Below are 25,292 nucleotides of genomic sequence, written 5' to 3'. Positions count from 1 at the left end.
ATTATTTTAAAAAAAGAAACCAACTTTGTTTTATATGAGTTGGTTTCTTTTTATATATTAATGATTTCATTTCGTTGTTCCTTTAGAGAGCATTGAGCACTTATCAAGCATCTTAGTCTTCAATATGGAAACTTTGAATCATCTCATTTACTTTTTCACTTAGCCCATTTAACATCTCAGCCGATTCTTGTAGGTTTATAAAAGCCTCGTACTGATGATCAACAGAAGCATTTATTAACTCTGTTTTTAGTGAAACCTCATTAGCAACATCTGATATTTCTGAAATAGCTTTTACAACGTCTTCCTTAATAAGATTGGCATTCAAAATCTCCCCATTAATTTCAGTAAGCGAATGCAGAATGTGACTAATGGCGTCATTTAGCGTATTAAATGCTTTACCTGTTTCCCCCATAATAATGCCTTGCTCACTGTTAATATGAGCGGTTTGATTCATTAAATCGAGCGTTTTAACTGTATCGTTCTCAATCGTCATGATCGTGTCTTCGATTTGTTTGGAGGCAGTTGCCGATTGTGCTGCTAATTTTTGTACCTCAGCTGCAACAACAGCAAAACCAACACCGTATTCACCAGCTCTCGCTGCCTCAATACTTGCATTAAGTGCAAGTAAGTTAGTTTGACTAGAAATTTCATTTAATGTTTGAACAATATATCCGATTTTTTTCATATTTTCCGCAAGTACATGTACCACTTTAACAACTTCATCGGTACTGTTTATTGATATTTCTGTTTTTTCTTGTAAGTCTTTGAGCTTTCCTACCCCCCGTTGAAGAACAACCTTAGCATTTGCTGATAGCTCATCCATTTGTATGTTTTTTTCATTTAATTTATTTATAACATTTGAAAGTTCCAAGGTTTTTTGATCGGTTGCTTCTGTTAAGACTTTTTGTTTTGTCACTCCCTCAGCAATTTCCACAATTTCTTTGCTTATTTTTTCACCAGTTACACTAGTTTCATCTGAGATTAAACTAAGTTGATGGGAAGAATCACTAAGGTGTTCTACTGTATTTCTGACGGTTGATATTAATTGTTTCGTTTGTTCAGTCATTAAATTAAAATCCTTCGATAATTCCCCTAATTCATCATTTGCAAATGATTTAATATTTACTGTTAAATCGCCTTCAGCTACCTTTTTAACACTATTTCTTAATGTTTGAATCGGACGATTGATAGAACGAATAACTAATAGACCTAGTAACGAACTAACTATTAAACAAAGTAAGATTACAATGCATGTAACTGTAAAGAGAAGAGAATACTTTTCTTTTACTTCTTTTAACATGATTTCGTTATTATCGAAATATAAATCACCAATTACATCTAAGGATTCTTCTGCTGCATCAAATTTTATATATCCTTCATTTTGAGATAACAACATACCTTGTTCACGGTCGGAAGGATTGGAAGAGGATAGTAACTGAACAACTTCATTCGAGATTGTAAAGTATTCTTCTTTCATATCTTCATGCGCTTGCGCTAGTTTTTTTTCGTTTGGGAGATTAATAATATTTGAGTAATACTCTGAAAATCTTTCTTCGATATCTACCTTTTGACCATTATATTCTTCTAATTGATCTTTAAAGGCACTAGTACTTGGTTCATATAAATAGAGATTTTTTTCAGCTATATACATTTGATGAAAGTCGATTCCAACTGTTCGCAATAAATTCAAATTTTTAGACCTACTCTCCAAGCTCTCTTCTAACGAAGATTGGACATTTTGTAGATTAAATAAACCCATTAAACCTAGTAGAATATTGGTTGCAACTACTATAGTAATTATAGTAGAGATTTTGGTTTTAATAGACATTTTAAAACTTCTTATCATAATGAGGAGCCCCTTTTTAATTTTTATCCTTCGGCAAATCGTCGTTATACTTATAGATGACTTTTATCCTTGTTAAAGTCCTATAAAATGGTCATTGTTATAACTTTTGTATTACCTTTCATTCACAAAAAGTAATTCTACCATAATAATTGATTTTAGAAAATAAAAGATTACCAATTATTTCATTGAAGGGGCTAAACTATTATGAAACCTTCATAGTAAGGAACAGAGTAATACATTAATAATTCAATTTGACATTTATCTCCATGTATTATATTATTTTTTTAGATAAATACCTGAAATTTTTCAGGAGAGGTTCATAGCAGATACCCTCTATAAAAAACTATGGATACATGACGAACATGCCATGTCCATAACTGGACATGGCTTTTTTGTTTTAATCCTGTAAAGTTTTATAGAAAATGTTGCAGCCTCTCCTTGAAAAGATTTGGTATTACTTTTCAAGGGGGTTTTTTTATGTCTGGCCGAAAGTCAGCTGAAGGATTAGAAGATTTGACCTTATTAGGAAATCAAAAAGTGCAATATGCATTTAACTATGCGCCTGAAGTATTAGAATCAGTAGACAATCTACATTCTAATCGAGATTATTTTGTGAAGTTTAATTGCCCAGAGTTTACGAGTCTATGTCCAATAACGCAACAACCTGATTTTGCCACTATGTATATTTCATACATCCCAGATAAAAAAATAGTGGAAAGTAAATCGCTGAAGCTATATTTATTTAGCTTTAGAAACCATGGTGATTTCCACGAGGACTGTGTGAACATTATTATGAATGATTTAATCAACCTGCTAGACCCTAGATATATTGAGGTTTGGGGGAAATTTACACCACGTGGTGGTATCTCTATTGATCCGTGGTGCAACTATGGACGACCAGGAACAAAATATGAGGAAATCGCGAGCTATCGTTTAATGAACCATGATCTTAATCCAGAAAATATTGATAATCGATAAATGGAATTGAATAGGAACTAGGAACTTCTTACTTCTAGACGATTACTTATAAATAAAATTAATTAAATAGATCCTTGTTAGCAAGGAAGAGGTTATTAGCGACCCTCTTAAAAAAACTAAGATGAAAACAGCACTTCTCTTAGTGTGCTGTTTTTCGTCGTGAAGGAGATTTATACATGAAACAAAGTAAAGCACTTATTGTATTCAGTGGAGGGCAAGATAGTACGACTTGTTTGTTCTGGGCGATTGAAAATTTTGCAGAAGTGGTGGCCGTGACCTTTGATTATGGTCAAAGGCATCGCCTGGAGATTGACTGTGCAAAAGAAATAGCAAAAGAGCTTGGCATCGAACATCATGTGCTCGATATGTCATTACTAAATCAGCTTGCAGCTAATGCATTGACACGCGAGGAAATCAAAATTGAAGAAGGGGATAAAAGTGAGCTACCTTCAACATTTGTTCCCGGAAGAAATCTGCTTTTTCTTTCATTTGCTGGTGTCTTAGCTAGTCAAGTAGGAGCAAAGCATATCGTGACAGGGGTTTGTGAAACAGACTTTAGTGGGTATCCCGATTGTCGCGACGTTTTTATCAAATCGATGAATGTGACATTAAATTTATCAATGGATAGTTCCTTTGTCATTCATACACCATTAATGTGGATCAACAAGGCACAAACATGGGAGCTAGCAGATTCTCTTGGTGTATTTGAGTATGTGAGAGAAAGAACTTTAACTTGTTATAACGGAATCATTGCAGATGGTTGTGGAGAGTGCCCAGCATGTAAATTACGTGAAAATGGGCTTGAGGAGTATTTAAATACGAAGCGAGAACTTGAGGAAAAGAATATATAAACGGTACTAACCTTTACAAAGTTAGTGATGTTTAAAGGAGAAGCATAATGAGAATATTATTTTATTTATTATCTATTGTTATTGCAAATGTGGTGACGGCTAGATTTGCACCGTTAGAGTTTGGCATGTTTATCGTTCCTATGGGAACGCTTTTTGTTGGAGCAACCTTTATATTTCGAGATCTTGTGCAAAACAAATATGGTAGAGCTAAAACATATTTATTTATCTTCTTAGCATTACTCTTATCAGGGACTGCATCATTTGCACTTGGAGATACTTTAATGATTGTGGTAGCATCTGCTTTATCTTTTGTTATCGCCGAGACAGCAGATACAGAAATCTATACACGCTTAAAGTTACCAATGGCGTGGAGAGTTTTTTACAGTGGGATTGTGGGAGGTCTTCTTGATTCTGTTGTTTTCGTAATCGTTGGATTGAGTCCACTTGGAGCAGGATTTATACCGTGGGAAGCTGTACCCGCAGCAATTGTCGGCCAAGTAATTGTGAAGACAGTCATTCAAATGATAGGTGCCTTGATACTGAACCAAGGGCTTGCTCTTAAAGCAAGGCGTCTAAGGGAGGTATAAAAAATAGGCTTAGCTTAGGCTAGGCTGTATTTACGATAAAGAATGCATAAACACGATTTTATATAAAAAAGAGCCGATTTAAGAGATTATCTTAAATCGGTTCTTTTGAGAGAGAAGAAAAGTGAATAGTTTAGTGTTCATGTTTTTCCTCTTCTCTCTCTTTTTTTATTTCTTCTATTTGCTTCATCTGTTCATGATACTCGTTCTCCACATCTGAAGTAGCTGGGAGGAAGGATTCTGCGTTGAAGTCGATTCTCTTTCCGTATCGAATCATTTCATAAATAATCATGCCGTTGTTCGGTTTACCATTAATCGTAATCATAGGTACTATATCAAATAACAAATAATAGAAGGCATAGAAAACAAAGCGATCCCAAAATGTTTTATATTCTGCAGCCCATCCGTTGGCAATTAAGAAGTTAATGAGGAGGGCAATAATCAGGTTAACCAATATTGGTCCAGAATAAATGCTAACATAAGCAAACTTACTTTTACGCTTTAAGTCATCGTAAGAAAACCAGCTATACAAATGATAATACTTACGTATATCAATCATTCCAATTTTAAAGAGTCTGGGTCCAGAACCGATTGTGAGCCGTGGTTTTACTACTCCGAATAACCAGCTAACGATTAAATAACCGGATTCTCGCAGAAATACGACCACAGGCAAGATGATAAATGCAGAAATAATCAGTGACAAGAGGTCAGATAGTCCAAACATAAAAACATCACATCCTAAGCTCAACTCATAAGTATATTAGATACCCGGAATAAAATATTTGAATCCTCCAAACATTAATTGGGAAATATTACATGATGGTTTTTGATTTGGAAGTCTAGGAGTTTCTTTGAGATAACTATTTTGAATAACCTATTCAATAAGAAAACACAAACCTTTGATCTTCAAAGGCTTGCGCTTTTATTTTGTCTATTTAAACAAATTAATTGTAGTAATAATAATTGGCATACCGAAAACATCGATCAAAAAAGCACCAACGATTGGTACTACTAAGAACGCCTTACGGGATGGCCCAAATTTTGAAACTACTGCTGACATATTGGCCATGGCGTTAGGTGTTGCTCCAAGTCCATGACCAAGGAAACCTGATACCATAATGGCTGCATCATAATTTTTTCCTAGCAAACGGAAAAGGACGATTACTGCAAATAATACGATGAAGATCACTTGCGCTAATATGATGACAAACAATGGAAGGGCTAAGTCTGCTACTTCCCAGAGCTTGATGCTCATCAGTGCCATAGATAGGAAAATACCAAGAGAGATATCTCCTATTAGGTTAATCTCTTTCATATTGATTAGATTAGGATTAAAGCGATCTAAAATGTTACGAACAATTACAGCTACAAACATCGCCCCTACGTAGCCCGGTAACACAAAACCAGTCATAGTAGAGAACCATTCACCGACATATGTACCAACAGCCATACAGAAGGTAATTAAGAAGACCTGTACCATAAATGATTTCTCGGTAATTTCATGCTGTGCTTTTTCTACATATTCTTCTGTTTCTTCAGAAGATGGCTTTAAGTTGAACTTGCGTATTAAATATTGAACGACTGGACCACCGACAAGGGCACCAGCGATTAGACCACAAGTAGCGGCAGCCATACCAATGGAGATAGCAGATGGAATTCCAAGACCTTCAATGGTTTCCCCATAGGCAGCTGCAGCCCCATGTCCACCCTCCATGGAAACAGCTCCAGCCATTACACCGATCAGCGGATGAATATCCATTACCTTTGCCAACGAAACGCCAATTACGTTTTGCATGAAAGCTAGAAATCCACAAGCTAACCAATATATAACGAGTAGTTTTCCTCCTAATTTTACAAGCTTGAAGCTTGCCCCAAGTCCGATGGTTGTAAAAAAGGTAATCATGAAAATGGATTGAAGTGATGTATCTAACGTTATGTCAAGAATATCAAAACTTTTTAATACGGTTGCTAAAATGGCGAAAATTAAGCCTCCAACTACTGGTGCCGGGATGCAAAAGCGGTTCAACCATCCAATTCTTTTAACTAAAAATGTACCGATTAAAAATAATGCCACTGCTAGACTGAGCGTTGTAATTTGATTTAATACCATACATATCCCCCTTGTTTATTCGAAACTATTCATAATTACTTCATTGATATAGTAAGCTCCCAATTTTGCCGTCCGGTTATCTACATCAAGTAAAGGGTTGACCTCACAAATACTAAAGCTGACTGTTTTTTTATGAGAAGCCATTTGGCGTAGAATGTCTCGGACCTTTACAGCTGATAAGCCAAATGGTGACGGTGCACTGACTCCAGGCGCCTCCGCAGCATTTAAAACATCCATACAAAGTGTAACGAGCAACACATCATGTGTATCCATAAAATTATGTAAGTCTATAGTAAACGAAGGGAAGTCCAACTGTTCATCTGTAAAATAACTCACATTATACTGATCTGCTATATCAAATAAGGCAGTGGTATTGCCATATTGTTGAATACCGCAAACGAAATAATCTGCATTTGGATCCTCATCTAAAATTTGCTTAAACATCGTACCTGAGGAAGGCTGTTTATCGTATGAGCGCATGTCAAAGTGTGCATCTATATTAATTAATCCAATGGAAGCATCTGGACCAAATGCTTTTCGCACACCTAAATACTGTCCGTACAATGTTTCATGCCCACCGCCTAGTACGATCGCCTTTCCATTTGATAAGATGTTGGAAACCTTATCTCCTAGTTCACTTTGAGCTTGCTCTAATTCATTGCCTTCGCAAATGACATCCCCATAATCTATTAAAGCGTTTTCATAATTTGGATGACGCCAAGGTAATGTTGCTAACTGTTTACGTAAAGCGAGAGGTGCATTCTTTGCTCCAATGCGTCCGTTGTTACGTTGTACTCCTTCATCACATGCAAAGCCAATTATTCCAATGTTCCCTTGAGTATCTGTAGATGCCAACTGCACTACTTGATGATAACGGTAGTAAGTGTGGTCTGACTCATGATCCACGCGACCTTGCCATATTTTTAACTCTGTAGGTTTATGCATATTTCCACCCTCATTTATCTAAAAAATCATATTGTTAGTATAATTTTAAACATTTATAATAACCAATATTAATTTTTTATATTATAATAGTTTAAAACTATAAATGGGGGCGAAGAATTGGATTTACGAAAGATGTATTACTTTAATGCCACTGTGAAATATCGCAGCTTTTCCAGGGCAGCTAAAGCCTTGCATATTTCTCAGCCTTCATTAAGTAATGCCATTAAGGCACTTGAGCAAGAAATGGATACTCCGTTAATAGAAAGAACAACAAAGCAGTTTCAATTAACAGAAATGGGTCAGCAGTTTTGGGAACGGTCAAAAGGCTTAGTTGCTCAGTTCGAGGTCATGCAAACAGAGTTAAAGGAGCTGGCAAAAGGAGAACAGTTAGAAATCAGATTAGGAGTAATTGAATCAGCAAATTATTGGTTGTCACAAGTCATTACTGATTATCAAAAGTTATATCCATCCAACCAGCTTACTCTTATTGACACGCTTTATAATCAAACAGTAAGACAAGCATTGCTAGGCTTACATGTACATGGAGTCATTACAAACCAGCACATTGTGGATGAAGAAATACAAAGTGAATTATTGTATAACGAACCCTATGTTGTACTTATAAAAAAAGATCATCCTTTTGCCCAAAAAGAACAACTTACACTGAAGGATTTTACTCAGGAACCACTTATAATAGGGATGCCTGAGTTTGAAACAAGTGCACAAATATTAAAGGCATTCGAACAGGAAAATGTGACACCACATATATCCTATAAAATAGAGAGATTTGAAATGATAAAAGTATTAGTAGAGGAAGGTTTAGGAATTGCGATTCTACCCCAAAATTATGTTACGCAGCATCTATCTGACTCTCTACTAACACGCCCTGTTCATAGTGCATATTTAAATCGGAACGTGTATTTAAGCACCATGAAGGGACGTACATTTTCCAAGAGTATTTTAGTGCTTTTTGAACTCATAAAGAAGAGGCACTGATTATTTACAAGCATTATATTTGTTTCCGTTAGACAGGTTCGTATTTAAAGTATTTTGGTGGATTTTTTATTCCCATTATCTAAATTAATTCACAATTTCTACACACTTTAAAAAAATCATTAATTATATTATAATAGAATAGATATTCTGAACTTATAAACAAATTTAAAGCAATAGTCACGGTTATATAGAGTCAGAAGCAGGTTAACTAACTCTTTGTTTTGGTAGCGTTAACAAGGCTTCTGCAAATATAAAGTATAGGGATGGTAAAAGTGAGCAACACAGAAACTAAAACAGATGTTATCTTAATTGGTGCCGGTATTATGAGCGCGACTTTAGGAACGCTTTTAAAGGAATTAGTACCGGAGTGGGATATAAAAGTATTTGAGAAGCTCGAAAGTGCAGGAGAAGAGAGCTCAAATGAATGGAATAATGCGGGAACAGGACATGCAGCTCTTTGTGAGCTCAACTACACTTCTGTAAGACCAGATGGTTCTATTGATATCACAAAAGCAATCAATGTAAATGAACAGTTTCAGGTTTCTATGCAATTTTGGTCTCATCTCGTAAAAAGTAATTTAATCGAGAATCCTCAGGACTTTATTATGCCTTTACCTCATATGAGTATGGTTCAAGGAACAGAAAACGTGGAGTTCTTGAAGAAGCGCTTTGAAGCGATGACCCAAAATCCATTATTTGAAGGAATGGAATTCTCTGATGATCCAGCACAGTTAAAAGAATGGATTCCATTAATCATGGAAAACCGTACCGCTAATGAAGCGATCGCTGCAACTAAAATTGACACTGGTACAGATGTTAACTTTGGTGCATTGACTCGTATGTTATTCGATCACTTAAAGACTAAAGATGTTAAAGTGAATTATAAGTCTAGTGTAGAGAATTTAAACCGTACTCAAGATGGCAAATGGGAAGTAAAAGTGAAGAACCTTGCAGAAGGCAAAATCGAGAACCATACAGCGAAATTCGTCTTTGTTGGTGGTGGAGGCGGAAGTCTACATCTCCTACAAAAATCGGGTATTCCTGAAGGAAAACATATCGGTGGCTTCCCAGTAAGCGGTATATTCATGGTTTGTAACAATCCTGAAATAGTTGCGAAGCATCATGCTAAGGTATATGGTAAAGCTGCTGTTGGAGCTCCACCAATGTCTGTACCTCATTTGGATACTCGCTTTATTGACAATAAAAAATCACTACTATTTGGACCTTTCGCTGGTTTCTCACCGAAGTTCCTAAAAACTGGATCGATGATGGATTTAGTAACTTCTGTTAAGCCACATAATCTCTTTACAATGCTAGCTGCAGGTGCCAAAGAGATGTCTCTAACAAAATATTTGGTCCAACAGGTAATGCTGTCTAAAGAACAACGCCTGGAAGAGCTACGAATCTTTATCCCAGATGCTAAAGCAGAGGATTGGGACTTGGTTGTAGCAGGCCAACGTGTACAAGTGATTAAGGACACAGAAGCTGGAGGAAAAGGAACTCTTCAATTTGGTACAGAAGTTATCACTGCAGAGGACGGTTCCATTGCGGCCTTATTAGGTGCTTCTCCAGGTGCCTCTACTGCAGTACCAGTTATGTTGGACGTTCTTAAACGATGCTTCCCAGATCATATAACGGAGTGGGAGCCAAAGATCAAAGAGATGATTCCATCTTACGGTATGTCTCTTATGAACAATCCAGAGCTACTTAAGGATGTACATGCAGAAACAGCAGAAACACTTCGACTAAAAATAGACCAAAAGGTAGCAGAGAACATGGAACCTTTGGAAGACGTTAGTGAAGTTATAGACGATATTGTATAAGCGATATTTTATAAATCATCAAGAACCTACCATCTTCAATAGATGGTAGGTTTCTTTCTTTATTTATAGTCACTCGACATCTAAATGAGAGATAGACTTTAATCTTTTATTTTCTTTACTACAAAGTTATCATCTAACAATACCCAGTTTTGAGGGAAGGAATAACCTAACACCCAATAACTAATACCTCGCAAACGATATTGTTTGACTAAATTAAATTTAGCCTGAGCACTTCGAGCATCCTCAAACCAAACCTCATGTTTTTGTCCCTGCTCATCTGTGTAATTAAAAAAAGGTGATTGAGCCACTGTATCAAACTGTATTCTTGCTCCGTATTGGGTAGCCAATGTAATTGCATCCTGCGGGCTAAAGGTCTCTGCAATTTGCCCAGCTTCATGAGGAATTCTCCAGTCTCTTGCATATATTTGAAAGCCTAAAAATAGTTTGTCTGCAGGAATAACAGTTAAAGCATATTCTACTACCTTTTTCATTTGATTGACGGGGGAAATCGCTTGAGGAGATGCACCGCGCCAACCCCATTCATACGTCATTAGGATCACAAAGTCTGCAATTCTTCCATGTGCTTCATAATCATGTGCTTCATATAGCAAGCCGGATTGAGTCTCGCTAACTTTAGGAGCCACTGCAGTAGAAACAAAGTACCCTTTAGGATGAAGTGTATCAACTGCTAGCTGGAGAAAGGAGGTATAAGCATCTCTGTCTTCTGGTAATACGTTTTCCAGGTCAATATTCAATCCTCTATAACCCTTATCCTCCATAATCTGAAGAACGTTTGTCATCAATTTCTTTAATATATCTGGATTAGAGAAAATGACATGCATGAGATTAGTTCCAGCCTCAGTAGATGAAAAATTGGTGATCACCATCATTGGTACAATATTATCGGTAATAGCTGCTTCTATTAACAGTTCGTCCTGTAAGGGCTCTAAATCTCCACTTTCAGTAAGCTTGTAAGCAAAGGGACTAATATAGGTGAGTAGAGATTGAAGACTGTTTACCGTCTGGACGGCATCCTCTTCTTTCTGATAGGTATAGGCGTTCACTTCGACTAATGGCTTGACTCTAGGAATGATTAGTTGTGTTCCTGGATATAGGAGGCCAGGCGTTTGTATTTTATTTTGATTAATAAGTGCTTGAATAGTTGTTCCATAAAGGCTAGCAATTTGTCGTAGTGTTTCACCAGGTTGCACAACATGAATGATAGGAGGAATAAAAATTCGCTCACCAGGATATAAAAGATTTGGATTTGCTAGTCTGTTAGAAAGAAGAATAGTTTGTTCCGTTATACCATACTGTTGTGCGATTGACCAAAGAGTTTCGCCAGTTTGAACTGTATGATAGACTCCATAAATAGGAATAATAAGCGATTGACCAACCAATAGAGTATTTGGGTCAGGTAATTGGTTCGCTTGTAAAATCGCATTTATATCTATTTGGTACCGATTAGCAATTTCCCAAAGCGTATCTCCATTATTAACGACATATATAATCAATGGGCAGCTCCTTTTTTCTTAGGTTTACTAAAGCATATGTTTAGTTAACCGAATATAAATGTAGAACTTATACTTTTTTAAAATTCTCCTATTTATTTTTTCTAAGGGATGGCCTGTCTGAATGAAATAAGGATTAAAAAATTTCTTGATTACCGCAATATATGTAGTGAATCACAAATTTCTTTGTACTTAATATGTTAAAGGGTCTTTTAAAGAAATTATGATTTTGATTTCAATAACTAAACCATATTCGATTTATCGGATATGGTTTTTTCAATTGTATTTATTACATAAATTCTTTTAGAAAAGCCAAGCTAGTGAAAAAGCTAGGAGTGTGAGAGAAGCAAATGGAAGATTATACAGCAGGAGATATTGTTTACGTTTTTTATCGGAACCCCCATATCCAAAGTGTCGCTAACGTTCAATCAGCGGCAGTAGTAAATGATCCAGATAACCCGGATGGACTGGCTGTTTTTGTTTATGAAACGTATTATCCTTTAACAGCTGATTTGGCTATTTATACAAGCGCCTATGAAGCAGAGCAAGCGTATCGTCACTATTTTCAATAATGGAGGTTGAACATGAGAAAACCTTTTACACCTCAGCTTGTGTATTTTGAGCCTAAGGCACTTGATTATCCACTAGGTAGAGAACTGAAAGAAAAGTTTGAGAAGATGGGGAAAGAAATTCATTATACGACCTCTCATAACCAAATACGTAACCTTCCTGGAGATAATGACTTTCAAAAATACCGCATAGCTAAGTCTACGCTAGTTGTAGGAATCAGAAAAACCCTGAAATTTGATTCCTCTAAGCCTTCTGCGGAATATGCCATTCCTTTTGCTACTGGTTGTATGGGACATTGCCATTATTGCTATTTACAAACAACCATGGGAACCAAACCTTATATCCGTACATATGTGAATGTAGAGGAAATTCTCGGAGCAGCTGATAAGTATATGGAAGAACGTGCACCGGAGATCACAAGATTCGAAGCATCCTGTACCTCTGACATTGTGGGAATAGACCATTTAACTCATACCTTAAAAAGAGCGATTGAACATTTTGGTAAATCGGAATTCGGTAGACTGCGATTCGTGACGAAATTTCACTTTGTAGATCATTTATTAGATGCGAAGCATAATGGAAAGACCAGATTTCGCTTTAGTGTAAATGCGGATTATGTGATTAAAAATTTTGAGCCTGGTACTTCTCCATTAGACAAGAGGATTGAGGCTGCAGGGAAGGTTGCAAGAGCAGGATATCCACTTGGGTTTATTGTCGCTCCTATATATCTTCATGAAGGCTGGAAAGAGGGGTATTATCATATGTTTGAACGATTAGATGCAGAGCTTCCAAAGGATGCACGAGATGATATTACCTTTGAATTCATCCAGCATCGTTTTACGAAGCCTGCTAAAAAGGTGATCGAAAAAAACTACCCAATGACTAAGCTTGAACTGGACGAAGAATCCCGAAGAATAAAATGGGGGAAGTATGGTATAGGAAAATATATTTATCGAAAAGAAGAAGAGGAAGACATCAAAGAGCATCTATATAGTTATATGGAAAAGTTCTTTCCTAATGCAAAATTTGAATACTTTACTTAAAAAAACAGCCCGGTTCTTCACAGAATCGGGCTTTTTAAATGAAGCTTGAGTAATTGATTAAAGAGATTACAACCTATTTTAGAAAGTTACTTCTTCCTCATTATAAAACTTAAATGTCTCCCAGTATTTCTATCCTCTCGGTAAGAGAAGCCATCTGGACTTAAGAAAGTACATGTGCGATCTATCGAAATCTGTTCAGGCGGTATACCAGCCAGTTCACACTGCTTTTGAACAGTCAATTGGTTATCGATATGATATTTACCTGTTTCTTTTCTGTAATACATAAAGTCATCTGCATACCCTAGGTTCTTAAATTTTGTGTAGACATCCTCATCCACTTCAAATTTTTCTTGGCTTAGTGCAGTGCCTATTTGTACGTGAAAATCAGCAGGGTTACATTGTTCGTGTGTTTTCAGATGCTCAAATAGCTGACTTGTAATTTCCTTGATGGTTCCTTGCCAACCAGAGTGAATGACTCCAATAAGTCCATTAATTTCATTATAAAAGATGACTGGTACGCAATCTGCTGTAAAACTGCATAATAATATGTTTGGTTCAAATGTGTAAAGAGCGTCTGTGTCTTTAATAGCGGTTTCCAAAAGCGTTGCTCCATGTCCTTTATCAATCGCTGTCACTTTATAGAAATTTGCACTATGGGTTTGATTGGCACAAACAAAATCTTCTAAACTGCAATTGAGATGGTCTGCTAATTTCTTGCGATTTTCTAGTATGTGTAATGGATTTTCACAGATGTGTAAGGCCATATTGTTCTCTTCCCAGGCAGTAGGGTCTTTCTTAGTTGTTCCAGAGAGGAAACGTTCGTCGTTTAAATAATTTTTAATATTCATATAATCACCTATTTTTAATATATCTTAAACACTCATTGTTGTATAGGACAGTAGACTTAACTCAACCTTTAAAAAAAACAGAAAAATTATAAAAAGAATTTGACTTTAGAGGAATTTTCCTCCTTGAATATTTCAAAAGTGTTACCTTTGAACCAGTTATTTTTCCCGTACTATCAAGCTTTCTCTTCTATTTGTTTCTCTTTGTAATCTAACTGTAAAATTACATCCAATTATTAAGGGATGATTTATAGGACTTTTTTATTTTACTATATTAATAGAGTAAAAAAAGAAAGGAAGATTACCTTGTTTAAAACTAAATTAAAAGTTGCTGCAGTAGCAGTCGCAATTTCTTTATTATTACCACTAACTGCATTTGCAGCTAATACCTATACCGTTGTATCAGGAGATTCTCTTTGGAAAATAGCAGTAAAAACACAAACCGGAGTTTCAGAATTAATTGAGAAAAATCCTCAGTTAGAAAATCCAAATCTTATTTATCCAGGACAAAAAATTAATGTTCCGACAAAAGATTCTTATAACATTGAACAAGATGTAATTAAACTTGTAAATGTGGAAAGAGCAAATGCTGGCCTGTCTCCTTTAAGCTATGACTGGGAGCTAGGAAGAGTGGCACAATATAAATCACAAGATATGCACGATCAAAAATATTTTAGCCATACAAGTCCTGTTTATGGAACTCCATTTACAATGATGAAGAATTTTGGAATTAGCTATAAATCAGCAGGAGAAAATATCGCACAAGGTCAAACGACTGCGAAAGCAGTAGTTAACGCTTGGATGAATAGTGAAGGACATAGAGCCAATATCTTAAACAAAAACTATACTCATATTGGGGTAGGTTACGTGAAAGACGGAAACTATTGGACTCAAATGTTTATACAAAAATAATTGATTTAGGGTGGGAATGACGACGTAAGTGTTGTCATTTCCACTCTTTTAGCTTACGGCCTATGTCTGCCCTTCAAAGTGTAGATGTAGGCTATTTTCATTTCTGTTTATGTTCCATGTGAAACTTTTCCTTCGATATCAACAAAACAAAAAAGAATTAAATAAAGTCTGCAAAAAGAAAACGGTCTACTCTCTCGTTTCCTTTACTTTTTGATATTAAGTGAAACCTTAGTTATCTTTTTCCGTATTAGATGATAAATACTTACAATGTTATAAATTGGAGGTAAACAGATCCATGAATGTAGAGAAATTTATATCGCCCAAAAATTTTGGAGAAGTATTCCTATATGGAAACCATGAAGAAATTTATAACCAATGCGTCAAAGAATTTAAAGAGCTAGTATCACTGGACCAATTTGTTGATTTAGCCATTACCTTTAATCAGGAGGTTGAAAGCTACCAAATGATTAAAAATACCGAGATTGGTTATTCAACTCAGTATTTATGGTTAGATAACAATAAGGAGAGAATAGTTAGTGTAACCTTTGATACGGCTAACTACATCCAGGGCATAGTATTAAAACCTTATGTAACCTTCCCCAAAAGCGATCAACGTTACACCAAAAATAAATATATAATGCCTATTAAAGAAGAATGGTTTGTTTTCTGGGGTGGGACGAATGAATTTCTTAACTATCATTACGTTTATGAATCTCAGCGCTATGCATATGATTTAGTGAAGATGAAGAATGGTCAGACGCATAAGGATAATAGATTACTCAATGAAAGTTACAATGCTTTTGATAAAGAGGTAGTTGCGCCAGCAGACGGTAAGGTAGTAAAGGTTATAAATGATATTGTAGATAATATTCCCGGAGAAATGAATGAAAAAGAACCAGCCGGAAACTATGTCATTTTGGAGCATGAAAATAGAGAATATAGCTTGCTTGCGCATTTCAAACAACATTCTATAGTAGTAAAAGAAGGAGACGCGGTGAAGCAGGGGCAAACAATTGGCCTTTGTGGAAATTCTGGAAACTCCTCTGAGCCTCATATACATTTTCAGGTGATGGATTCGTCTGATTATGTGAACTGCCATTCTATACGTATAAGTTTCTATGATGGGGTGGAGCCAATTCAAGGCGATACAGTAACGACCTACAAACCGAACGAAAAGTCGAAAATGGATGTCTTTGACAAAGTGGAAAATACATTTACTTTAGCAGATTTTTTCTTATTTATTCCCCGTATTATAGGTTCATTTTTTAAATAAGATTGTTCGTTTCTATTTAGAATGATGAAGTTTAAAAAATAGTAATATTTTGATTAATCAATAGAATGTTTGTTGACAGATGAAAATCTCTATTGTAGACTATGAACAACTAATTGAATATAACCTCGCTTTTATAAGTGAGGTAGAGGCGCGATATTTAACAGTCCTTAGAGGAGCTTGAGAAGCTTAGATACTAAGGAGAAGGAAATGTCGCCGAAGCTTGTAATAAACTCATTATTACATGCTGGGTCTGCAGTGAAGAATTGCAGGACTGTCCATTATAAACGTCCCGGTTTATAATGGTGTGCTATCTCATTGGGAAAAGTAGAGGATTTAGGGCAACCATACATTATGACCTGAGTCTACCTCAAGTCTTTTTTTGTACGGTTGTCCTTTTTGTATGGTTGCATACATATAATAACTTTAAAAAAGGAGATTACTAGAGATGAAAAAGAGACTATTTACATTCACATTTTTACTATCCATTTTTTTATTGCTTGCTGCTTGTGGAACTAAAGAGGAGGGAAGCGTTGGATCAGCATCTGCCCAAGATACATTTACAGTAGGACTAGAGGCAGGATATGCACCCTTTAACTGGACTCAAATGGATGACAAAAACGGTGGAGTGAAATTGGACGGTAACGCAGAGTATGCTGGTGGATACGATGTAGAAATTGCTAAAAAAATTGCAGAAGGCTTAGGTAAAGAACTGGTAATCGTTAAAACCGAATGGGACGGTCTAGTTCCAGCTTTAACTTCGGGTAAGATTGATGCAATTATTGCTGGAATGTCACCAACAGCAGAGCGTAAAAAAACAATTGATTTCTCTGAAAACTATTATACTTCCAACTTTGTTATGGTTGTAAAAAAGGGCGGAAAATTTGAGGATGCCACTTCCATTCAAGACTTTAATGGAGCAAAAGTTACAGGCCAATTAAATACTTCCCACTACGGAGTGATAGATCAAATTAAAGGTGTAAAAAAACAGCCTGCATCAGATAATTTTCCAGCAATGCGTGTAGCACTGGAATCCGGCATGATCGACGGTTATGTATCTGAACGTCCTGAAGGAATTAGTGCTTCCTCTGCAAATGATAACTTCAGCATGGTTGAATTCGAAGAAGGATTTATTGCAGATGAAGAAGAAACAGCTGTTGCAGTAGGATTGAAAAAAGGTAGCGATTTAACAGATAAAATAAATGAAATATTAGCAGGAATTTCAGAAGAAGAACGTCAAGAAATTATGGATAATGCTATTTCCAATCAACCAGCTGCAGAATAAGTATACTAACGGCTGCTAATAAAAGCAGCCGTTTCATTTTTTAAAGTACTTACTTCACTTGGTTAGTGGATGTTCAAGGCAACAGAATGTGTAAGGAGGAAGACAATGAGTTTAGAATGGATTATCTCCATTATTACCAATAACTGGCCGATGTTTTTGCGTGGAGCAGGAGTAACCCTGTTGATTTCTATTATAGGAACTATTGTAGGAGCAATCATTGGATTATTAGCAGGCGTTATTAGGACCATCCCACTACCTGAAAAGAGGGTAAGTAGATATTTTTTAAAGCTGGTTAATCTTATTCTATCCATCTATATAGAATTCTTCCGAGGGACACCAATGATCGTCCAAGCCATGGTCATCTTTTATGGATCATCACTGGCCTTTGGGTTAGACATGGATCGTTTACTAGCAGCAATTTTTATTGTATCTATTAATACGGGAGCATATATGGCTGAAATTGTTCGTGGGGGAGTCATTTCAATTGATAAGGGACAATTTGAGGCATCACAAGCGATAGGGATGAATCATATACAAACGATGCTATATGTTGTGTTACCCCAGGTTATCCGTAACATACTTCCAGCAACCGGCAACCAATTCATCATTAATATTAAAGATACCTCTGTTTTAAATGTGATAGGGGTAACGGAATTATATTTCCAAACGAAGTCTGTAGCTGGAAACAACTTCAGATATTTTGAGTCATTCTTTGTAGCTTGTATTTTATACTTCATCATGACGTTTGCTGTTACATTAATCTTACGACATTTTGAAAAGAAACTAGATGGACCCGAAAACTACACAGTCATTGGTCAGCCTATGCAAATGGCTGTACTGCCAAAAGGTCCTTATGAAAACAAGTAAACAAAGGAGGAGCAAATATGGAACACGTAATTGATATTCAGCATTTAAGTAAATCCTTTGGAGCACATGAAGTTTTAAAAGATATAAATTTCTCTGTAAAAAAAGGCGAGGTTGTATGTATCATAGGCTCTTCAGGATCGGGTAAGTCAACACTTCTGCGATGTGTTAATTTATTGGAAAAGCCTAGTGGAGGACAAATTATTTATAAAGGAAATAATATTTTAGACAATAAGCATGATATCAATTCCTATAGGACAAAGCTTGGCATGGTATTTCAGCAGTTTAATTTGTTTAATAATCATAATGTATTAAGCAACTGTTCAGTCGGACAGGTAAAGGTATTAAAGCGTTCAAAGGAAGAAGCCGAAAAAATTGCGATGAGATATTTAAAGGTGGTGGGCATGGATGGCTACGTCAATGCTAAGCCAAAGCAATTATCTGGTGGACAAAAGCAAAGAGTAGCTATTGCACGAGCTTTGTCTATGGAGCCTGATGTAATGTTGTTTGATGAGCCTACATCGGCACTTGATCCAGAAATGGTCGGCGAGGTATTAAAAGTTATGAAGGAGCTTGCGAATACTGGTCTTACTATGTTGATTGTTACGCATGAAATGGAATTTGCGAAAGAAGTCTCGGATCGAATAGTCTTCATGGACAAGGGGGTCATTGCAGAGGAAGGTCCCCCGGATCAAATTTTTAATCATCCTTTACAGGAACGGACGAGAGAATTCCTAAAAAGAACGCGGAAATAGACTCTAGGATGTTAGTAGCATTTCATCTTTTTATCTAGAATAAAATTCAATAAAATAGTATATTGGTAATATATACATTGGATAAATTATCAAATCTATGTAAGGCTTCCCTTTCAAAAGAAAAGGAAGCCTTTTATATAAGGTACGAAATAAACTAGAGGTGTTCCTATGAGTGAAGTATTAAAACGTAATAATGTAAAAGTAATTGGAAATAAGGAAAAAGTAATCATGTTTGCGCATGGCTTTGGATGTGACCAAACGATGTGGAGGCATATTATTCCTTCATTTCTGGATGACTATAAAATTGTATTATTTGATTATGTTGGTTCCGGTGAATCGGATTTAAGTGTTTATAATGCAGAGAAATACGCCTCGCTTAAAGGCTATGTCCGAGACGTCTTAGACATAGTAGAGGCATTGGAATTGAGAGACGTTATATTTGTAGGTCATTCGGTAAGCTCCATGATTGGTATGTTAGCAGCGATTCAAAAGCCGGATGTTTTTCAGAAGTTGGTTATGATTGGACCTTCTCCGAGATATCTTAATGATCACGAGTATTACGGTGGATTCGATGAAAGAGATATCCACGAGATGCTAGATATGATGGAGATGAATTTTATAGGGTGGGCAAGCTATATGGCTCCAATAGTGGCTGCCACTGAAAAACACCCCGCGGTAGCAAAGGAAGTAGAAAAAAGTTTTAGTTCAACAAATCCGAAGATAACAAAGCAATTTGCAGAGGTGACCTTCTTTTCTGACCATCGTAAAGATTTAGAGAAATCATCTAGCCCGGTGCTAATCATTCAATGCTCAGAAGACAGTATTGTTCCTATTCAGGTGGGAGAATATTTACACCATCATATAGAGAATAGTGAATTTAAGATAATGGATGTAAAGGGGCATTATCCTCACCTTAGTCACCCGTGTGAAACAGCGGAGCTCATTAAAGGGTATCTATACCAGGTGTAGGGAAGGGAATGACATTTTATGGAGGAACGTTTGGATTTGGCACCTTGTGGCTATGTCACTATTAGTCAAGAAGGTATACTAATTGATATGAATAAAACCTTTCTTCAAATGATAGGGTTTTCCTTTGACGATCTTTCTCAAAAACATATAGAAACAATCATGTCTAAAACGAATCAGTTTATATTCCATACTTATTTTTATCCTTATATCCGATTATATGGACATATGGAAGAGTTATTTCTTAGTCTACAGCATAAGGATGGGCAGAGCATTCCTGTGTTGTTAAACGGAAAAAAAGCTACTCGAGAGGGTGCAGATGTAATTGACTGTGTATTAGTTTCCATGGGAAAAAGAATAGGATATGAACAGGAAATTAGGTTAGCAAAAAAGCAATTAGAGGAAGCATTTCAAGAAAAAGAACTGGCTCTTTCTAAATTAGAAGAGCTTCATGAGGAAATAGAGGAAAAGCAAGAAAAGCTACTTGTACTCAATAGCAAGCTAGAGAAATTAGCTATAACTGATAAATTGACTGGTTTAAAAAACCGTCGTTATTTTCATATCAAGCTAGAAGAGATGATCATTCAATACGAGCAAAAAGGACAGGCTTTTTCCTTATGCTTAATTGATATCGATCATTTTAAGCAAGTGAACGATACTTGGGGTCATACAATGGGAGATCGAGTGCTAGAGCAACTAGCAAAAATAGCAGACTTAACAGTACGTCCAGCGGATACATTACTTAGATACGGAGGAGAGGAGTTTATCGTTCTTCTCCCGTTTACTAATGCACAACAGGCTAAAAACCAGGGAGAACGTTTAAGGCAGGAAATAGAAGCAGCAGATTGGGTTATAGGTGAAGTGACGATAAGTATGGGGATAGCAACATATACATCCGAAGACACGCATGCAAGCGTGGTAGAGAAGGCTGACCAAGCGTTATATTATTCCAAGCGAAATGGTAGAAACAGAATTACGCATATAGACGATTTATAAGGGGGGCGCACAAATGGTTGCTTTTAACGTCATAAAAAAAGACCAGGAATACTGGCTTGCCGATCAAATAAAAATGAATCAATCTAAAGAAGTATATTGGGCAGAACTAAAAACTCTTTTAGCAGCTTGGGAAAGCAATCAGGTAAATTATCTGTCGCTTCTGATGGATGCGGAGTATGAGGAACAATTATTAAATGAAGGTTTTCATAAGGTTTCTTCCGTGGTGGAATATACAAGAACACTAGAGGAACGCTTTATTTTAGATAGCTCTATTTTTGTGCAATCTCTTTCGGATAGCTTAATGACAGATGAGGAATTCGCCAAACTATATGATGAATGTCGAAGCGGATCGGCGAACAAAAATAATTTGTTCTCTATTGATCAAATCATGGAAGCCTTCTTAAATGAGTTAGGTCCTAACTGGCGTAACCATTGTCATATCTTCTATAAAGCAAAAGAACCTTTGGGTATCAGCATTCCTCATATAGAAGACGGAACAACTGAGGAAGGTAGGTTGTTTTACTTTGGAGTAACTCCAGAGCATAGAGGTAAAGGTTTCGGTAAGGTACTTCACTTATATTCATTAGAGCTTTTAAAGAATATGCATGCGACATATTATGTAGGTAGTACAGATGAGAATAATGAATACATGATACGGATTTTTAAGGCCAATGGATGCTTATTAAGGGATAAAAAAGGAATCTATCGTATCGATAAATAAAAGCAAAGGAGCAAGCGAATTAACATCACTTGCTCCTTTTAATAATTTATTTAGTTGGAAATTGCTCCAACAGTAGAAGCCACTTTAGAAATGATTAACTCACTACCTAATAGTGGAGATTCTTTCGATGCTTCTTCAGAACCTGGTTCTGGTCGTTTATGTGCTGCCTTGAAGAGGTCGCTATTTTTCCATGCTTGGAAACTTTCTTCGTTTTCCCAATACATATTGACATTCATTTCATCATATTCAGTGGTACCCTGTGTAATAGTAACCTCAACTTTTACGAAGCCTTCCATTTCTTGTAGTGGACTTGGTTTTGTAAAGTTTGGAGCCATTTTTTCTGCAAATCCTGGTTTTGTTTTAATACGATTCGTAACGATAATCATTAGCCATTCTCCTCTTTTAACTTATTTGAATCAATGTAAGTATAACATTTCAGCCTCAAATTTAAACTTTCATGTACTAAGAAGAATCACATAATCCAAGGAAAAAACTAAAAATAAACAGATTAGGTTATGATTAAATCTCCTATTTTTTTGTATAAACAAATTGAATTTTATGCCCAAGTACTTCATTATTATAGGTACAAGTCTTTACATGCTCAGTCGATGTGTAAAGAAATACATTTACACGAAGGAAGTAGTTTATGTCGGAAGCAAATATAACTCGTTTAGAGGTCGATGGCAAGGAAGTTATTTTGATTGGTACTGCTCACGTTTCAAGGTTAAGTGCTGAGCAGGTAAAAGAAGTGATCGAAAAAGAAAAACCGGATTCCGTGTGTATAGAGTTGGACGAACAGAGATATCAATCTATTACAGATAATAACAAATGGAAAGAGACAGATATTTTTAAAATCATAAAAGAGAAGAAAGCGACATTGCTATTGATGAACTTAGCTATTTCTTCCTTTCAAAACCGTATGGCGAAGCAGTTTGATATTAAACCCGGCCAGGAAATGATACAAGGGATAGAGAGTGCAAAAGAAAATGGAGCAGAACTTGTACTAGCCGATCGTAATATTCAAATAACATTTTCACGTATCTGGCATAATCTTGGTTGGCTTGGTAAGTCTCAGCTCCTAACGTCAGTATTTTATAGCATTTTTAGTAAAGATACCATTTCAGAAGAAGAGCTAGAGAATATGAAGTCACAAGACACTTTAAATGCAGTGCTTGCAGAATTCACAGAGTCATTTCCAAGGTTGAAAACACCATTAATCGATGAAAGAGACCAGTTTTTAGCTCAAAAGATTAAGGAAGCTCCAGGGAAAAAAGTTGTAGCAGTTTTAGGGGCAGCTCATGTTCCAGGGATTACAAAAGAAATATACAAGCATCAAGATTTAGAAAGACTATCAGCTGTCCCTCCGAAATCTATTTTACCTAAAATCATTGGATGGTCCTTGCCTATCCTTTTAATCGCTTTGGTTGCTTATACTTTTATAGCTAATCCTACGGCAGGATGGGACCAGGCATGGAGCTGGATTATTTGGACGGGATCCATGGCGGCAATAGGAGCAATTGTAGCATTAGGTCATCCTTTAGCTATAGTTACAGCCTTTATCGTGGCACCAATAACCGCACTGCACCCTATATTAGCCTCAGGTTGGTTTTCAGGATTAGTGCAGGCTTATATGAAACGACCAACAATAGGGGATTTTGAAAGGCTGTCAGAAGATGTATTTACGATAAAAGGGTTCTGGAAAAATAAGGTGACTAGAGTCTTGCTAGTTTTAGTGTTAACTAACCTTTTTGGTTCTCTCGGTACAATTATCGGTGGTGCTGATGTCATCAGAGTATTCTTTAAAAACCTGTAAAGGAGGAGCGTGTGATGCGCTTCTCTTTTTTGTTGTTTAGGAAATTATAAAACTCGGAACCTGTGGATAAATTGATGTCTAGCTCCACCGCCTTGCCCCTCGGGGTCAAATGGATAAAAGCTCCGGTGGCTAAGGAGCTGCCTCCTCGCATTTCCCCATTTGCCTGTCGGGGCAGAGATAGGCGGTTGCGCTTTTCTTGATGTCTAGCTCCACCGCCTTTCCCCTCGGGGTCAAATGGGAAAATACTGTGGTGGCTGAGGAGCTGCCTCCTTGCTTTTCTCCATTTGCCTGTCGGGGCAGACATAGGCGGTTGCGCTTTTCTTGTGTTTCCTTATCCAACAGCCGTTGAATGTGTTCGTAAATTTTGAAATTACTTCTTGTTGCTACCCCTATCACCTATCCTCCTATGTTTTTTTAATTCCATAAATCAAAGACTTCTGATTATGCATGTTACAAAAGATTTAATATAATCATTATAATAGGAAAAAACACATAATTATGGGTATTTTAATAGGTAGGAGGGATTATATTGGAATGTAGCGGTTGTGCAGTAAGAGATTTGATAGTTGAGTTCAAAATGGACGGTGACCTGAATAATCAGGTGTTCCCGGATATAATAGAGTTTATTCAAAGTAGGACATTAAAGTTAGAAGAGAATAATCGTCATTTTACTCTTCGCGAGAATGATGCGAAGGACTTTGTTGACTATAGTATAGATCATTTAGATATTACGAAGATATCCTATAAGATTCCTAATAAGGATTGGCAACCTTTCTATAAGATAGAGGAATTGTTTAAGGTAGAGTGGGTGGACAGTGTAATTAGGAACGAACAAGTAATTATCTACTATCAGCCAATTGTAGATAAAAATAACAAGACATATGCCTATGAACTTCTTTCTAGATTTTTAGATGAGGATGGGGAAATCTTATATCCTGGCCAGATTTTTAGCGCTGCTAAAGAGAGAGGAAGACTTTATGCGTTAGACCGGATTTGTAGAATGACTGCTGTAAAATATGCTGCAAAGCTAGACAATAAAAAAGCATTCATAAATTTTATACCAACCTCTATCTATTCGCCGGAGCATTGTCTTAAATCCACCAACGAGGTAGCCAATCGTCTAGGTGTTAATCCTAGAAACTTGGTTTTTGAAGTTGTAGAAACTGAAAAAATAGAAGATGTTAACCACTTAAAAAAGATTCTGGCCTTTTATAAAGCAAGGGGCTACCAATATGCCTTAGACGATGTAGGAGTAGGACATAGCACTCTGCAAATGCTAGAGGATATTAAGCCCCATTATATGAAGCTGGACATGAAATATGTTCAAGGGGTGACCTCTGATAAAGAGAAACAAAGAGTTGCATTGCAATTTTTAGAAAAAGCATTAGAAATCCATTCCATCCCATTAGCAGAAGGGGTAGAGCAAAAAGAGGATTTTGAATGGCTGAAAGACGCAGGCTATCAATTATTTCAAGGATACTACTTTGGAAAACCTCTCCCGCATCCCTTGGAATATAAGTGATCAAGAACAAAAAGAGGCTGGGACAAAACTAGCTTCTAATATTGGAAAAAGAGAAATTGAGCTCACTCAATTTCTCTTTTTCCTTA

Annotated in this window: 24 protein-coding genes and 2 riboswitches; of the genes, 17 read left to right on the top strand and 7 right to left on the bottom strand. The window is 36.4% G+C overall.

The window, feature by feature from the left end; translation table 11 throughout:
• Positions 1-112 precede the first annotated feature (112 nt).
• A complete protein-coding gene (locus HF876_RS09310; protein WP_169359795.1) occupies positions 113-1,846 on the bottom strand; it encodes a methyl-accepting chemotaxis protein in 1,734 nt (577 codons plus the stop codon).
• Positions 1,847-2,152: 306 nt separating this feature from the next.
• Positions 2,153-2,199: riboswitch (PreQ1 riboswitch) on the top strand.
• A 124-nt stretch (positions 2,200-2,323) separates the two neighbouring features.
• Between HF876_RS09310 and queF the strand changes: the two genes are divergently transcribed.
• The 3 genes from queF (at position 2,324) to HF876_RS09295 (ending at position 4,262) form a co-directional block, all read left to right on the top strand.
• Positions 2,324-2,824: a preQ(1) synthase gene (queF, locus tag HF876_RS09305; RefSeq protein WP_169359794.1), complete on the top strand. Its 501-nt coding sequence runs from the start codon at positions 2,324-2,326 to the stop codon at positions 2,822-2,824.
• A gap of 176 nt (positions 2,825-3,000) precedes the next feature.
• Positions 3,001-3,675, top strand: a complete 675-nt coding sequence (queC, locus tag HF876_RS09300) for a 7-cyano-7-deazaguanine synthase QueC (RefSeq protein WP_169359793.1) — start codon at positions 3,001-3,003, stop codon at positions 3,673-3,675.
• Positions 3,676-3,722: 47 nt separating this feature from the next.
• On the top strand, positions 3,723-4,262 hold the full coding sequence (locus HF876_RS09295; protein ID WP_169359792.1) for a VUT family protein: 540 nt from the start codon (positions 3,723-3,725) through the stop codon (positions 4,260-4,262).
• A 130-nt stretch (positions 4,263-4,392) separates the two neighbouring features.
• Here HF876_RS09295 and HF876_RS09290 read toward each other — a convergent pair whose 3' ends face one another.
• The 3 genes from HF876_RS09290 to hutG all read right to left on the bottom strand — a co-directional run bounded on the left by HF876_RS09290 (position 4,393) and on the right by hutG (position 7,314).
• Entirely contained in the window at positions 4,393-4,983 is a 591-nt protein-coding gene (locus HF876_RS09290) for a hypothetical protein (protein ID WP_169359791.1), read from the bottom strand.
• A 207-nt stretch (positions 4,984-5,190) separates the two neighbouring features.
• Positions 5,191-6,375, bottom strand: coding sequence for a sodium/glutamate symporter (gene gltS, locus HF876_RS09285; protein ID WP_169359836.1), 1,185 nt, complete (start codon positions 6,373-6,375; stop codon positions 5,191-5,193).
• A 9-nt stretch (positions 6,376-6,384) separates the two neighbouring features.
• Positions 6,385-7,314 carry a formimidoylglutamase gene (gene hutG, locus HF876_RS09280; RefSeq protein WP_169359790.1) on the bottom strand — a complete coding sequence of 310 codons (930 nt, stop codon included), beginning with the start codon at positions 7,312-7,314 and terminating at the stop codon, positions 6,385-6,387.
• 117 nt (positions 7,315-7,431) lie between these two features.
• On the opposite strand from hutG, the gene HF876_RS09275 reads away from it, so the two are divergent.
• A complete protein-coding gene (locus HF876_RS09275) occupies positions 7,432-8,310 on the top strand; it encodes a LysR family transcriptional regulator (RefSeq protein ID WP_169359789.1) in 879 nt (292 codons plus the stop codon).
• A gap of 263 nt (positions 8,311-8,573) precedes the next feature.
• The gene (locus HF876_RS09270; RefSeq protein WP_169359788.1) at positions 8,574-10,133 is read left to right on the top strand and encodes a malate:quinone oxidoreductase; all 1,560 of its coding nucleotides are present in this window, start codon (positions 8,574-8,576) and stop codon (positions 10,131-10,133) included.
• 98 nt (positions 10,134-10,231) lie between these two features.
• On the opposite strand, the gene HF876_RS09265 is transcribed toward HF876_RS09270, so the two are convergent.
• Positions 10,232-11,647, bottom strand: a complete 1,416-nt coding sequence (locus HF876_RS09265; protein ID WP_169359787.1) for a glycoside hydrolase family 18 protein — start codon at positions 11,645-11,647, stop codon at positions 10,232-10,234.
• Between the two features lie 347 nt (positions 11,648-11,994).
• Between HF876_RS09265 and HF876_RS09260 the strand changes: the two genes are divergently transcribed.
• Both HF876_RS09260 and splB read left to right on the top strand, forming a co-directional pair.
• Positions 11,995-12,216: a transcriptional regulator SplA domain-containing protein gene (locus HF876_RS09260; protein WP_169359786.1), complete on the top strand. Its 222-nt coding sequence runs from the start codon at positions 11,995-11,997 to the stop codon at positions 12,214-12,216.
• Between the two features lie 12 nt (positions 12,217-12,228).
• Positions 12,229-13,257, top strand: coding sequence for a spore photoproduct lyase (gene splB, locus HF876_RS09255; RefSeq protein ID WP_169359785.1), 1,029 nt, complete (start codon positions 12,229-12,231; stop codon positions 13,255-13,257).
• 86 nt (positions 13,258-13,343) lie between these two features.
• On the opposite strand, the gene pgeF is transcribed toward splB, so the two are convergent.
• Positions 13,344-14,105: a peptidoglycan editing factor PgeF gene (pgeF, locus tag HF876_RS09250; RefSeq protein ID WP_169359784.1), complete on the bottom strand. Its 762-nt coding sequence runs from the start codon at positions 14,103-14,105 to the stop codon at positions 13,344-13,346.
• A gap of 240 nt (positions 14,106-14,345) precedes the next feature.
• Here pgeF and safA point away from each other — a divergent pair, with 240 nt between their 5' ends.
• The 8 genes from safA to HF876_RS09210 all read left to right on the top strand — a co-directional run bounded on the left by safA (position 14,346) and on the right by HF876_RS09210 (position 21,871).
• Complete coding sequence (gene safA / locus HF876_RS09245; RefSeq protein ID WP_169359783.1) at positions 14,346-15,014, top strand: SafA/ExsA family spore coat assembly protein; 669 nt, start codon at positions 14,346-14,348, stop codon at positions 15,012-15,014.
• 295 nt (positions 15,015-15,309) lie between these two features.
• Positions 15,310-16,287, top strand: coding sequence for a M23 family metallopeptidase (locus tag HF876_RS09240; protein ID WP_169359782.1), 978 nt, complete (start codon positions 15,310-15,312; stop codon positions 16,285-16,287).
• A gap of 135 nt (positions 16,288-16,422) precedes the next feature.
• A riboswitch (Lysine riboswitch) is annotated at positions 16,423-16,605 on the top strand.
• 127 nt (positions 16,606-16,732) lie between these two features.
• A complete protein-coding gene (locus HF876_RS09235) occupies positions 16,733-17,569 on the top strand; it encodes a transporter substrate-binding domain-containing protein (protein WP_169359781.1) in 837 nt (278 codons plus the stop codon).
• A 105-nt stretch (positions 17,570-17,674) separates the two neighbouring features.
• On the top strand, positions 17,675-18,436 hold the full coding sequence (locus HF876_RS09230; protein ID WP_169359780.1) for an amino acid ABC transporter permease: 762 nt from the start codon (positions 17,675-17,677) through the stop codon (positions 18,434-18,436).
• Positions 18,437-18,453: 17 nt separating this feature from the next.
• The gene (locus HF876_RS09225; RefSeq protein ID WP_169359779.1) at positions 18,454-19,188 is read left to right on the top strand and encodes an amino acid ABC transporter ATP-binding protein; all 735 of its coding nucleotides are present in this window, start codon (positions 18,454-18,456) and stop codon (positions 19,186-19,188) included.
• A gap of 168 nt (positions 19,189-19,356) precedes the next feature.
• Positions 19,357-20,157: an alpha/beta fold hydrolase gene (locus tag HF876_RS09220; protein WP_169359778.1), complete on the top strand. Its 801-nt coding sequence runs from the start codon at positions 19,357-19,359 to the stop codon at positions 20,155-20,157.
• A gap of 18 nt (positions 20,158-20,175) precedes the next feature.
• The gene (locus HF876_RS09215) at positions 20,176-21,150 is read left to right on the top strand and encodes a sensor domain-containing diguanylate cyclase (RefSeq protein ID WP_169359777.1); all 975 of its coding nucleotides are present in this window, start codon (positions 20,176-20,178) and stop codon (positions 21,148-21,150) included.
• 13 nt (positions 21,151-21,163) lie between these two features.
• Positions 21,164-21,871, top strand: coding sequence for a GNAT family N-acetyltransferase (locus tag HF876_RS09210; RefSeq protein ID WP_169359776.1), 708 nt, complete (start codon positions 21,164-21,166; stop codon positions 21,869-21,871).
• Positions 21,872-21,921: 50 nt separating this feature from the next.
• On the opposite strand, the gene HF876_RS09205 is transcribed toward HF876_RS09210, so the two are convergent.
• Positions 21,922-22,257 (bottom strand): heme oxygenase, encoded by a 336-nt coding sequence (locus HF876_RS09205; RefSeq protein ID WP_169359775.1) that lies wholly within the window; start codon positions 22,255-22,257, stop codon positions 21,922-21,924.
• Positions 22,258-22,517: 260 nt separating this feature from the next.
• Here HF876_RS09205 and HF876_RS09200 point away from each other — a divergent pair, with 260 nt between their 5' ends.
• The gene (locus tag HF876_RS09200) at positions 22,518-23,684 is read left to right on the top strand and encodes a TraB/GumN family protein (protein ID WP_169359774.1); all 1,167 of its coding nucleotides are present in this window, start codon (positions 22,518-22,520) and stop codon (positions 23,682-23,684) included.
• A gap of 529 nt (positions 23,685-24,213) precedes the next feature.
• Positions 24,214-25,206, top strand: coding sequence for an EAL domain-containing protein (locus tag HF876_RS09195; protein WP_169359773.1), 993 nt, complete (start codon positions 24,214-24,216; stop codon positions 25,204-25,206).
• Positions 25,207-25,292 lie beyond the last annotated feature (86 nt).

The organism is Psychrobacillus sp. BL-248-WT-3, assembly GCF_012843435.1.
Classification (GTDB): Bacteria; Bacillota; Bacilli; order Bacillales_A; family Planococcaceae; genus Psychrobacillus.
The sequence above is the reverse complement of the archived record's forward strand: the minus strand, read 5'-3'. Positions and strand labels throughout refer to the sequence as shown.